Annotated in this window: 14 protein-coding genes; 8 read left to right on the plus strand and 6 right to left on the minus strand. The window is 68.9% G+C overall.

Annotated features, from left to right (window positions below):
• Window positions 1-32 precede the first annotated feature (32 nt).
• Complete coding sequence (locus tag ACFTZB_RS36280; RefSeq protein ID WP_378439292.1) at window positions 33-1,052, minus strand: transcriptional regulator; 1,020 nt, start codon at window positions 1,050-1,052, stop codon at window positions 33-35.
• Window positions 1,053-1,190: 138 nt separating this feature from the next.
• Between ACFTZB_RS36280 and ACFTZB_RS36285 the strand changes: the two genes are divergently transcribed.
• The 4 genes from ACFTZB_RS36285 to ACFTZB_RS36300 all read left to right on the plus strand — a co-directional run bounded on the left by ACFTZB_RS36285 (window position 1,191) and on the right by ACFTZB_RS36300 (window position 4,216).
• On the plus strand, window positions 1,191-1,607 hold the full coding sequence (locus ACFTZB_RS36285) for a DUF3151 domain-containing protein (RefSeq protein WP_378439294.1): 417 nt from the start codon (window positions 1,191-1,193) through the stop codon (window positions 1,605-1,607).
• Between the two features lie 64 nt (window positions 1,608-1,671).
• The gene (locus ACFTZB_RS36290) at window positions 1,672-2,739 is read left to right on the plus strand and encodes an aromatic acid exporter family protein (protein WP_378439315.1); all 1,068 of its coding nucleotides are present in this window, start codon (window positions 1,672-1,674) and stop codon (window positions 2,737-2,739) included.
• 72 nt (window positions 2,740-2,811) lie between these two features.
• Window positions 2,812-3,738, plus strand: coding sequence for a cation diffusion facilitator family transporter (locus ACFTZB_RS36295; RefSeq protein ID WP_378439296.1), 927 nt, complete (start codon window positions 2,812-2,814; stop codon window positions 3,736-3,738).
• Between the two features lie 67 nt (window positions 3,739-3,805).
• Window positions 3,806-4,216 (plus strand): hypothetical protein, encoded by a 411-nt coding sequence (locus tag ACFTZB_RS36300; RefSeq protein ID WP_378439298.1) that lies wholly within the window; start codon window positions 3,806-3,808, stop codon window positions 4,214-4,216.
• A 3-nt stretch (window positions 4,217-4,219) separates the two neighbouring features.
• On the opposite strand, the gene ACFTZB_RS36305 is transcribed toward ACFTZB_RS36300, so the two are convergent.
• Window positions 4,220-4,681 (minus strand): pyridoxamine 5'-phosphate oxidase family protein, encoded by a 462-nt coding sequence (locus ACFTZB_RS36305; protein ID WP_378439300.1) that lies wholly within the window; start codon window positions 4,679-4,681, stop codon window positions 4,220-4,222.
• 63 nt (window positions 4,682-4,744) lie between these two features.
• Between ACFTZB_RS36305 and ACFTZB_RS36310 the strand changes: the two genes are divergently transcribed.
• On the plus strand, window positions 4,745-5,701 hold the full coding sequence (locus tag ACFTZB_RS36310; RefSeq protein ID WP_378439302.1) for a helix-turn-helix transcriptional regulator: 957 nt from the start codon (window positions 4,745-4,747) through the stop codon (window positions 5,699-5,701).
• Window positions 5,702-5,758: 57 nt separating this feature from the next.
• Here ACFTZB_RS36310 and ACFTZB_RS36315 read toward each other — a convergent pair whose 3' ends face one another.
• Together ACFTZB_RS36315 and ACFTZB_RS36320 are read right to left on the minus strand one after the other, a co-directional pair.
• Window positions 5,759-6,532 carry a site-2 protease family protein gene (locus ACFTZB_RS36315; RefSeq protein ID WP_378439304.1) on the minus strand — a complete coding sequence of 258 codons (774 nt, stop codon included), beginning with the start codon at window positions 6,530-6,532 and terminating at the stop codon, window positions 5,759-5,761.
• A complete protein-coding gene (locus ACFTZB_RS36320; RefSeq protein ID WP_378439317.1) occupies window positions 6,529-7,182 on the minus strand; it encodes a hypothetical protein in 654 nt (217 codons plus the stop codon). Before ACFTZB_RS36320 ends, ACFTZB_RS36315 begins: the two co-directional genes overlap by 4 nt.
• Window positions 7,183-7,400: 218 nt before the next feature.
• Between ACFTZB_RS36320 and ACFTZB_RS36325 the strand changes: the two genes are divergently transcribed.
• A complete protein-coding gene (locus tag ACFTZB_RS36325) occupies window positions 7,401-8,690 on the plus strand; it encodes an adenylosuccinate synthase (RefSeq protein ID WP_005260012.1) in 1,290 nt (429 codons plus the stop codon).
• Between the two features lie 89 nt (window positions 8,691-8,779).
• Entirely contained in the window at window positions 8,780-9,208 is a 429-nt protein-coding gene (locus ACFTZB_RS36330) for a racemase (RefSeq protein WP_378439307.1), read from the plus strand.
• On the opposite strand, the gene ACFTZB_RS36335 is transcribed toward ACFTZB_RS36330, so the two are convergent.
• Both ACFTZB_RS36335 and ACFTZB_RS36340 read right to left on the minus strand, forming a co-directional pair.
• Entirely contained in the window at window positions 9,144-9,680 is a 537-nt protein-coding gene (locus ACFTZB_RS36335) for a methylated-DNA--[protein]-cysteine S-methyltransferase (protein WP_378439309.1), read from the minus strand. The genes ACFTZB_RS36330 and ACFTZB_RS36335 overlap by 65 nt on opposite strands.
• A gap of 64 nt (window positions 9,681-9,744) precedes the next feature.
• On the minus strand, window positions 9,745-9,957 hold the full coding sequence (locus ACFTZB_RS36340; RefSeq protein ID WP_378439311.1) for a hypothetical protein: 213 nt from the start codon (window positions 9,955-9,957) through the stop codon (window positions 9,745-9,747).
• A 62-nt stretch (window positions 9,958-10,019) separates the two neighbouring features.
• On the opposite strand from ACFTZB_RS36340, the gene ACFTZB_RS36345 reads away from it, so the two are divergent.
• The gene (locus ACFTZB_RS36345) at window positions 10,020-11,504 is read left to right on the plus strand and encodes a PLP-dependent aminotransferase family protein (protein WP_378439313.1); all 1,485 of its coding nucleotides are present in this window, start codon (window positions 10,020-10,022) and stop codon (window positions 11,502-11,504) included.
• Window positions 11,505-11,525: the final 21 nt, after the last annotated feature.

Consider the following 11,525-nt stretch of genomic DNA (forward strand, 5'->3'; position numbering starts at 1 on the left):
AGCTGTAGCTACCGGAAAGGCGCACAGTCGTGTTACCTGGGATCGCAGATCTTCCAGGTGCCGTCGACCTTCTCGAGGTTGAACGTGCGCCACGACTGCTCGCCCGGGTTGGCCGCCGTGTGGGCCTTCACCTGCGCGATGGCCGTGTCGCCGGTGATCTGCACGGCGTCGACGCCGCCGACCACCGGAATGTTCTGCTGCGTCACGGCGACCTGGTGGACCTCGGCGAAATCCTGATCGGAAATGCCCTGGTAGTACTCGGCGAGGCTGCCGCAGGTGCTGGTGCGGAGCGTCGCGAGGTCACCCTGGGTGAGAGCCGCGACGAACGTGTCGATCGTCCCTTGCACCTGGGCTTCGGGTGAGTTCTCGGCCTGGTTGTTGTTGTAGACCACGATCCCGGCGACCGCGATGGCGACGACGACGATGACGCCGGCGGCGATCGCGGCGAACAGCCACGCCTTGCCGTGCTTCTTCGCGGGCTTCTCGGCCGCGGCGACGCGCTGCGGTGCGCTCTGCTGCGGCGGCAGGACCCGCTGCGGAGCGGCCTTCGGGGGTGTGGCCGCCGGGCGCGGGGGAGCGGGCGGCGGGGGAACGGGCCGCCCATTCTGTGGCTGCTGAGGCCGGTTTCCCTGGGGCACGGGCCGCGGCGGCGGCGGTGTCGACGGGACGGCCGGCCTCGTCACCGGGATCGCGACCGTCTCGTCGCCGGACGTCGCCTTCGCCTGGCCCTGCGGGTTCGGCGTCTTCGGGATCGCGGTGGTGGGCGCCTCGGACGTCTCCGCGCGTGGGCGAGGCACCGGGGGCTTGGGCAGTTCGGACTGCGGCTCGGCGGGCTTCTCCGCTGCGTTCTCGGGGGCCTTCTTCTGTGGAGGCTTCGGCTCGGGCGCGGGCTTTGCCTCCGGCGCGGGCTTTGTCTCGGGTGCGGGCTGCGAGATCTTCGCAGGCTTCGCGGCCGCGTCGGCCTTGGCGGCGGTGGTGTCTGCCGCAGCCGGGCCGGACGGTGCGTCCGTCGCCGGCTTCGGAGTCGAATCGTCTTTCTTCGGGTCCTGCACGCGCTGCCCCTCGGTCTGCAGAAAAATGAACGTTGGAGGCAGCCTAACGACATCGCGAGTCATCGGAGACCGCGACAGGGCGCGTCGCGCACGCGGGCCGACTCAGTGACGGTGCCGCGGCGGGGGCACAATAGGCGCATGACGTCTTTCGGTGACCTTCTCGGACCACAGCCCACGTTGCTTCCCGGGGACGACGAGGCCGAGTCGGCCCTGTTGAACCACGAGGATCCGGCTTCCGTCGCAGCCGCCCATCCCACCGCTTCCATCGCATGGGCCTACCTGGCCGAGGCCGCCCTCGACGCCGACCAGACCATCGCGGCGTACGCGTACGCGCGCACCGGGTACCACCGTGGCCTGGACCAGTTGCGTCGCAACGGCTGGAAGGGTTTCGGCCCGGTTCCCTACGGCCACGAACCCAACCGCGGTTTCCTGCGCTGCGTCGCCGTCCTGGCGAAGGCGGCGAAGGCGATCGGCGAAACGGACGAGTACGCGCGGTGCCTCGACCTGCTCGAGGACTGCGATCCCCGAGCCGCCGAAGCGCTTGGCGTCGGTTAACGCCCTCAGCACGGCGAAAGTCCGTGGCCGGGACGGGCTGACGACCTCGGTCCGCCGGTTGCGGGTGTCGGCGCTGCCCATCCTGCAGTGCGCGGTCGCGGCCGGTGCCGCGTGGTGGGTGGCGACGGTGGTGATCGGTCACACGACGCCGTTCTTCGCCCCCATCGCCGCGGTGGTGTCGCTCGGGTTGTCGCTGGGCGCCCGCCTGCGTCGTTCCGTCGAGTTGGTGGCCGGTGTCACGATCGGGATCGGGGTCGGCGATCTCATCGTCTCCGTCATCGGGAGCGGCACCTGGCAGATCACGCTCGTCGTCCTGCTGGCGATGTCCGCGGCGGTGCTGCTGAACAGCGGACCGATCTTCTCGATGCAGGCGGGCAACTCCGCGGTGCTCGTGGCGACGCTGCTGCCGCCCGGTGGCGCCGCGGGAATCAACCGCATGGTGGACGCCCTGACGGGTGGTCTGGTGGGGATCGCCGTCGTCGCGCTGATTCCCACGCACCCGGTGGGACGAGCGCGCAAGTACGCCGCGAACGTCCTCGGGACGGCGTCCGAGGTGATGCAGTTGGTGGCCGACGGGTTGGTGGCCAACGACGACAAACCCATCGAGGAGGCGCTGCAGAAGGCGCGGGCCACGCAGGCGTCCATCGACACGCTGCGGACGCACCTTGCGGGCGGTCGCGAGATCAGTCGCATCTCGCCGCTGTACTGGAACACCCGTGGCAGGCTCGACCGACTCACCGCGGCCGCGGACCCACTCGACAACGCGCTGCGCAACATCCGGGTTCTCGCGCGGCGGTCGCTCACGCTGGTGCGGGACGACGAGATCCTCAACCCCCGGCTCGTCGACCAGGTGGAGAAGCTCGCCCACGCGTTGGAAACTCTTCGGCTGATGGCGCTCGCGGATCCCGGTCAGCAGCCCGACCAGGCCGAGGCGGCGCGGGTGCTGCGGTCGGTGGCGTCCGGATTGAAGCCGGAACTGGTGGAGAACGCGGGCCTGTCGGCGACGGTCGTCTTCGCGCAGATCCGGTCGCTGACCGTCGATCTTCTGCAGGTCGCAGGGCTGAAGCGGATCTCGGCGATCGCGACGCTGCCGCCGACGGTGGAGAAACCGGCGTATCGTCCCGAACTCTGACCGCCCGAGCACACTGTTGATCATATGCGCATGTACGCATATGATCGGCACAACTCGGGAGGAGGCTCACCCATGGGAGTCGGTCACGGACATTCGCACGGCCCCGCGCACGGGGCCGGTAAGGTGGGCCCGTCGCGGGGGCGGATCCGACGCATGGTCATCGCTCTCGTCATCCTTCTCGCGTTCCTGGTCCTCGAGGTCGTCGTCGGTCTGACCGTCAACTCGCTGGCGCTGCTCGCCGACGCCGGGCACATGCTGACCGACGTCGTCGGAATGTCGATGGGGCTCGTCGCACTCCTCCTCGCCCGCAAGGGCAGTGCCACCGCGGCCCGGACCTTCGGCTGGCACCGCGCCGAAGTACTCACGGCCATGGCCAACGCCGCGATGCTGCTCGCCGTCGCGATCTGGGTGTTCTACGAGGCCATCTCCCGCATCGGCGACGCCCCCGAACTTCCCGGCATGGCGCTGATCCTCACCGCATCCGTCGGTCTCGCCGCGAACCTCGTGGTGATGCTGATGCTGCGCGCCGATTCCAAGGACAGCCTGGCCGTCCGCGGCGCCTACCTCGAAGTGCTCGCGGACGCCGTCGGCAGTGTCGGTGTGCTCATCGCCGGCGGCGTCGTACTGGTGTTCGGCTGGAGTTACGCCGACATCATCGTCGGTGTCCTCATCTCGCTGTGGGTGGTGCCGCGGGCGATGAAACTCGCCGCCGCGTCACTGCGCATCCTCACCCAGGCCTCACCCGAGGACGTCGACGTCGAATCGGTGCAGGCGGACCTCGAGGCGCTCCCCGGGGTCACCGGCGTGCACGACCTGCACGTGTGGACGCTCACCACGGGAATGGACGTGGCCACCGTCCACCTCACCACCGACGCCGACTCGTCGGCCGTCCTCGAGGCGGCGCGGACCGTCCTCGAGAGCCACCACCTCTCGCACGCGACCGTGCAGGTCGAGTCCACCGCCAACGGACGCCACTGCGCCGAGAACGTCACCTGGTAGACCCTGTCTGTTTCGTCCGGTATCGCGGCGGGAAATCGTGGTGGGACGACTCACGGAAGGGAACACCATGTCCACTCTCGCAGCGTTCGCACGACCCGTCGCCATTGCCGCACTCGGTGCGGCCGCCCTCTTCGCAGCACCTGCCGCCGCATCCGCCGCACCGTTCATGCCCGATCCGCTGGCGAACTGTAAGCCTGCCGCGACGCTGGGCGTCGAGAAGGAAGGCAACGAGGTCGAGTGGGAGTTCGAGGGACCAAAGGACGCCACGACCGATGCTCAGGTGACGTACCTCAACTTCGGTGGCCAGGCGCCGACGCTCGGCACGTCGGGGCCGCTCACGAACGGTGAGGGTGCCGAGAAGGATCTGCCCGGCTTGACCGCCCATCTGATCCCTGGCGGAACCTACGATCCGGACGGTCCTTCAAAGAGCGGCGCTGCAACCTGCCCCCTCGGCTTCGGGTTCGCCGTCACGCAGTGACCGTCACTTGGTGAACCGGGTGACGCCGGCACCCGGCCGCCACAGGTCGACGTACAGGTGCTCGCCGTCGACGGTGGTGTGCACCACCTCGTCGAGGTCGAGTTCGAAGACGTCCGCCTCGGAGATCTCGTCGGGGTAGCGGTCGACGATCTGCTGTTTCCGCTCCCCGAGGATTTCCCGGGCGCGGCCGCTGATCTTGGCGTCGCCGCCCTCCATCGTGTGGTGACCGGGGTTGCTGTGGAGGGAGTACCGCGGATCGCGTTGCAGGTCCTGCACTTTGCGTGCGCCGACCATCGAACCGAGCAGCAACGCGCCGTCGTGGAACTCGACCTCGGTGCCGCTCACCCGCGGCGAACCGTCCTTGCGGAGTGTCGCCAGCACGTGGTGCTTGTGCGCCTCGAAGCGCGCGGCGACGGCCTTGGCGAGGTCGGGTGCTTCTGTCTCGAACTGTGCCCAGTTGGTCATGCCGACCAGTGTGCGCCCCTATCCCTGACAACTACTGTCAGGGATTTTCCCTAGACTCGGGAGATGCGTTCGAGTCGGCTGGTCGAGGTGATGCTCCGTCTGGAGGGCAGTCGCGGGGCCACCGCACAGCAACTCGCGGACGAACTGGGCGTGTCGGTGCGCACCGTGTATCGCGACGTCACGGCGTTGTCGGCGGCGGGGGTGCCGTTGTGGACGGAAAGCGGACCCGGCGGCGGGATCCGGCTACTGGACGGCTGGCAGTCGAAACTCGGCGGCATGACGGGGGAGGAGACGTCCGCGCTGATGTTGCTCGGGGTCCCGTCGATCGCCGAGGATCTCGGTCTGCGCGACGTCACCGCCGCGGCGCAGTCGAAGTTGCTGGGGGCGTTGCCGGTTCCGCTGCGGGCCGGGGCGCAGCTGTGGCGGGACCGGCTCTACGTCGACGCTCCCGGCTGGTTCGACGGGCCACGCGACAACGGTGATCTCCCGATAGTCGCGTCCGCGGTGCTCGAGGGGTGGCGTCTGGGTATTCGTTACCGCAAGGGGAACCGTTCGGCGGCAAGAACACTCGACCCTCTGGGGTTGGTGGCGAAGGCCGGCGTCTGGTATCTCGTCGCGCAACATCGGGGACGGACGCTGTCGTACCGCGTGTCGCGGATCAGTGATGCGACCGTGCTGAAGCAGCCCGCGGTGCGGCCCGACGCCTTCGATCTGGGCGCGTGGTGGACGGCGTCGGTGGCCGAATTCGACCGTGCCCTCCTGCGATTCCGGTGCCGGGTGCGGCTCTCGCCCGCGGCGTGGCGCCGGCTGCCCCGGGTGGTCGGGGTGGAGGCCGCTCGCGTCGAACCCGGCCCGCCCGACGACGATGGCTGGGTCACCGTCGACCTGCTGCTCGAGGCCGAGGACGTGGCCCTCGACCAGCTGACCGTTCTCGGCGGGGGCGTCGAGGTGCTCGAGCCGCAGTCGCTGAGGCAGTCGCTGCGTGCGGTGGGAGAGTCGATCACCCGCCGGAACGGCTGACGGTCACCCGAGTCGTGAGTACTTCTCAACCGCCGGCGGTTAACAAGTACTCACGGGTCAGAGCCAGAAACGCATCAGATAGTTGCCGTACTGCGCGTAGCTCTCCGGCACCCCGGACAGTTCGAACAGCCGGTAGATGACGTCGAAGAACACCACGTTGATCGACGGCACGAACAGCAGCGCCACGAGGATCAGCAGCCCGTACGGTGTGAACTGGTCGACGGACCGGCGGGTGCGGGGCGGCAGGAACGGCGCGAGTGCGGCGTATCCGTCGAGTCCGGGGACCGGCAGGAGGTTGAGGACGGTCGCCATCACCTGCAGGAATGCGAGAAAGCTCAGGCCCGTCCAGAACACCAGGTGGTCCCCGCCGAGCCCGAACCAGCGAATCACCGCGAGGAGGACGATCGCCGACACCAGATTCACGGCAGGTCCGGCGAGGGACACCCGTGCCTGCACCTTCGGCGGAAACAGCCCGGTGCGCAGGTACACCGCGCCGCCGGGCAACCCGATCCCGCCGAGCGCGATGAACAGCACCGGCAGGCCGATCGACAGCAGCGGGTGGCTGTACTTCGCCGGGTTGAGCGTGAGGTAGCCGCGCACCTCGACGTCGGTGTCGCCGTGGCGCCACGCCGTGTACGCGTGCGCGAATTCGTGCAGGCAGAGCGTCACCACCCATCCCGCGACCACCAGCAGGAACACCCCGACGTGGCCGAGGACCGATTCCCGCTCGGCACGCCAGGCGAGGACTCCGCCGGCGACCGCGACCGCGACGACGAGCAGGAAGACCGGACTGGGACGGACAGCGGTGGTCCGCGCCCCGGGCAGATTCATCGCACCAGCAGCCACTCTTGGTCGTGACGGTAGAACGTCGAACGCTTGACGTCGCGGGGGTTCGGCACGCCGTCGCGGGTGAGGGCCGCGGCGGGCGACCCCAACTGCACGGCGCGACCCTCGACCCAGCGGCGCGGCAGCCAGCGCCTGCGAGGCTCGACCGACGCGCGCAGGCCGGGCATCCGTGGGGTCGGGGTGACGTTCATGTTCGTCGTCGTCCCCGAGAACAACCGGGTGTCGTCGACGTAGGCCTCGCCGACGAGTAGGCCGCCGTCCGGGCCCGTGACGGTGGCGGATCCGACGAGCGCGATCCCCGCGTCGTCGCGGATGAGGGGGACCGGTTTGGCCGTCCCCTTCAGCGCGGTGCGCGCGCCGCGAGCGCCTGCGGACAGGTGGTAGGCCTCCGTCGCCTCCGAACGGTGCTCCGCGACGTAGGCGAGTTCGATGTGCAGCCGCTCGGTGCGCATCAGCCGGGTCAGGGTGGCGGCGAGGGCGGCGTCGCTGCCCACCACGATCAGTCGCGGATCCGCGACCACCTGGAGCTTGGAGAAGACCTCGTCGAAGTCGTCCTTGTCCGGAACAGCGGGTGCGCTCGAGGCGGAAATGGAGCCCAGAGGTAGGGGAAGCGGCGCGTCGCCGCAAATGAGCACTACGGGGGTCAACGCCACTCCTCGCCCGGATGTCCCGCCGCGATTTCCGCAGCTTCCCTTTCGGATCATCCTAGTGGCACGCCCGAGTTGGCCTCCCCGGCCGTACTGTGGGGTCTGTTCTCCGCACCCTCGGCTAGACTGTTCCCCCGGCCACTGCCTACGAACGGCAGGACCACGCAGTCGGATACGACTGTACGTCGACCGTAGGAGACAACGTCATGCCGGCAATCGTCCTGATCGGCGCCCAGTGGGGCGACGAGGGCAAGGGCAAAGCTACCGATCTACTGGGCGGACGCCTGCAGTGGGTGGTGCGCTACCAGGGCGGTAACAACGCCGGACACACAGTGGTACTTCCGAACGGCGACAAGTTCGCACTGCATCTCATCCCGTCCGGAATCCTCACTCCGGGAGTCACGAACGTCATCGGCAACGGTGTCGTGGTGGACCCGGGAGTGCTGCTCACCGAACTCGCCGGACTCGACGAGCGGGGCGTGGACACCAGCCGCCTGCTGCTCTCGGCCGATGCGCACCTGATCATGCCGTACCACGTTGCCATCGACAAGGTCACCGAGCGCTTCCTCGGGGCCAAGAAGATCGGCACCACCGGCCGCGGCATCGGGCCGTGCTACCAGGACAAACTCGCGCGTGTCGGCGTCCGCGTGCAGGACGTGCTCGACGAGAAGATCCTCACCCAGAAGGTGGAGGCGGCACTCGAGTTCAAGAACCAGGTGCTCGTCAAGATCTACAACCGCAAGGCCCTCGACCCGCAGCAGGTCGTCGACGAGGTGCTCGAGCAGGCCGACGGTTTCAAGCACCGCATCGCGGACACGCGCCTGCAGCTCAACGAGGCCCTCGAGCGCGGCGAGACGGTGCTGCTGGAGGGTTCGCAGGGCACGCTCCTCGACGTCGACCACGGCACCTACCCGTACGTGACGTCGTCCAACCCGACGTCCGGTGGCGCAGCGGTCGGTTCGGGCATCGGACCCACCAAGATCACCACGGTGCTGGGCATCCTTAAGGCGTACACCACCCGCGTCGGTTCGGGTCCGTTCCCGACCGAACTCTTCGACCAGAACGGCGAATACCTCGCCAAGACCGGCGGCGAGGTGGGTGTCACCACCGGCCGTGCCCGGCGCACCGGATGGTTCGACGCCGTGATCGCCCGCTACGCAACGCGTGTCAACGGCATCACCGACTACTTCCTCACCAAGCTCGACGTGCTCAGCAGCCTCGACACCATCCCGATCTGCGTCGGCTACGACGTCGACGGCGTGCGGTACGACGAGATGCCCATGTCGCAGACCGACGTTCACCACGCGAAGCCGATCTACGAGGAAATGCCCGGCTGGTGGGAAGACATCTCCCACGCTCGGACGTTCGAGGAGCTTCCGAAGAACGCGCAGAATTACGTCCTGCGGCTGGAAGAGCTGTCGGGTGCGTACATCTCCTGCATCGGCGTCGGTCCCGGCCGCGACGAGACCATCGTCCGCCGCGACGTGGTGCGGTAGTCCGCTCGCTCGTGCGTCGCCGAATGTGACATCGGTTCAGGTGAATTGAACCGATGCGCCATTCGGCGATCCGAGATACATTCGAGCCGATGATCAGGACTGTCGAGGCGAGCACCCGGACGCTCGCGAACGGGTGGTACGACAGCTTCCACGCAGCGGCCGCCGTTCTCGAGGCGTTCGGGTGCGCCCCGTCGGACGCCGGCAGGTGTGTGGCGGTGGTGGCGACGGATCTCGGTGTCTGGGTGTTCGAGGGCGACCCGAGGTCGACGGTGGACGCGTTCGTCCACGCGGTGGAGCGGGCGATCGTCGCCGGCGGGCAGGCGTTCGTGCTGGGATGTGCCGGAATGAGCACGGTGGAACGGCGGGTCGTCCGGACGCTTCGGGTGCCCGACGGCGACCGGATGGCGGCGGCGAGCGCGATGGCACGAGACCTCGTCGGCGACGCGCAGGCGGTCAGAACAGCACCGGGTCGTCGAAACCCGGAGTGTGCTCGAGGGCCAGCAGTTCGCGTTTGGTGAGTGTGCCGCCCCCGGCGGAGAAGCCGCCGACCTGCCCGCCCGCTGCGAGGACGCGATGGCAGGGGATCACGAGCGGCAGCGGGTTGCGGCCGAGTGCCTGACCGACGGCCTGTGCGGCGCCCGGCTTGCCGAGTTCGGCCGCGATGTCGCCGTAGGTGAGTGTGGTGCCCGGGTCGATCGCGCGGGTGATGTCGTATACGTGGCAGTCGAATTCCGGGACCCCCTCGAAGTCGAGGTCGATCCACCGTAGATCGTCGAGTGCGCCGCCGAGATGTTCACGTATTCCGTCGACGGCCCGCTGGATGGGTGCAGGAGGTTGGTGCTCCACAGCGTCCGGGAAACAGTGTTCGAGACGCTGCCGCGTGGATTCGGGTGAACCTTCGGGCAATTGCACACCCACGATCCCAGCGGCCCGCCACGCGATGGCGCAGGTGCCGAGGGCGGTGTCGAACAGGGCGATTCCTGTGGTCACCAACCCAGTATGCCTCCGACCTCCGACACATCCCGTCCGTCAACCGCGGTCGGCGGAAGTTCGATCAGCGGTCGCGGTCGCCGGAGCGTCGAGGCCTCGGATCATGCCAGTCTGGATCTTCTGGACTGCTCGGCCGGTCGGGGAAGATGCCACCGAGAGGGGCGCCGATCCGGAATTGCTCCAGACGAAAGATGCCTTTACCTCCTTCTTTGGGGCCATAATGCGCGACCGCCGCGGCCAGGAGAGTCATGCACAGGAGCGTGATCAGTGTCGCCATGGATCCGAGCTTCGCGAGAACTGGCTTGGAGTTGAATAGCCAAGGGGGTGATACTGGACTGCATGATGACTCGTGTACTCGGAGCACGCTCCCTGGCCAGGGACCTCGGCAACTGGCAGGACGACAGTGGCCGCCGCTCGGCGGCGCGACCCGCCTACCGGGCACTGGCCGAGAGTATCCGCCTGCTCGTGCACGACGGCCGCATCCCGCTGGGTGTCGCGTTGCCGAGCGAACGCGAACTGGCGTCGGTGCTGGAGTTGAGCCGGACCACGATCACGTCGTCGTATTCGGTGCTCCGGGACGAGGGGTATCTCATCAGCAGGCAGGGGTCGCGCAGCACGGTCGCACTGCCGCTCGGGGCGCGGCAGAACGGGCTGATGTTCCGGGCGCACCAACCCGGCGCCGACAGTGCGGTGATCGACCTCAGTTACGCCGCGATGGCCGCGCCCGCCGAGGCGGTCGAGCAGGCCTACGCCTATGCGCTGCAATCTCTTCCGCAGTTCCTTCCGACCCACGGGATGGAGCCGGTGGGGATCGGCGCGTTGCGGGACGTGATCGCGGCCCGCTACCGGGCGCGGGGACTGGAGACCTCGCCCGAGCAGATCATGGTCACGTCCGGCGCCCAGCACGCGCTGCGGCTGCTCCTCAACGTGCTGACCGCGCCGGGGGAGCGGGTGCTGGTCGATCACCCCACGTACCCCAACGCGCTGGAGGCGATCCGCAGGGTCGGTGCGCGTCCGGTCCCCGTTCCCGTGCGGCCGGAGGGTGGTGCGTCCGGGGCGTGGGATCTCGACGGAATCCGCAGCGCGGCCCGGCAGACCGCGGCCCGGATGGCGTACCTGATTCCGGACTTTCACAACCCCACCGGGCTGTGCCTGGACGCGTCCGGGCGCGCGGAGCTGGCGCGGATTGCGCGCGACACCCGCATGACGCTGGTGGTGGACGAGACGATGGTCGACCTCTGGCTCGACGAGCCGTCACCGGGGCCGGTCGCGGCGTACGGCAAGGGAGCGGCGAAGTCGGAGGTCGTGACGATCGGGTCGGCGGCCAAGTCGTTCTGGGGTGGGCTGCGCGTCGGCTGGATCCGGGCGGATCCGGCGCTGATCACCCGGCTCGCCGGGGCGCGGGCGGCGGTCGATCTGGGGACCCCGGTGATGGACCAGCTCGCTGCGGCGCATCTGCTCTCCGACGACGACCTCGTGCTCGCGCGTCGCCGTGCGGAGCTGCGGGAACAGCGGGGCGCGATGCTCGACGCGCTCGCCGACCGCCTCCCTGACTGGATCCCGACCATCGGTTCGGGAGGGATGTCGCTGTGGCTGCGGATGCCCGCGCCGGTCTCGACGGCGCTGGCGGCGACGGCCCCCAACTTCGGGGTGCTGCTGGCGGCGGGACCGCGGTTCGGGGTGGAGGGCGCGTTCGAGCGGTTCGTCCGGCTCCCGTACGCGCGGACGTCCGACGAGTTGCGCCGGGGTGTCGACGGCATCGCGGCGGCGTACGAGACGCTGGCCGTCGACCGCGAGCTCGCGGAACCGTCCCTCGTCGTCTGAGCACGTGAGTGGCAAAGCGTG

Origin of the sequence: Rhodococcus sp. NPDC057014 (assembly GCF_042673295.1) — a bacterium.
Taxonomy (GTDB): Bacteria; Actinomycetota; Actinomycetes; order Mycobacteriales; family Mycobacteriaceae; genus Rhodococcus_F.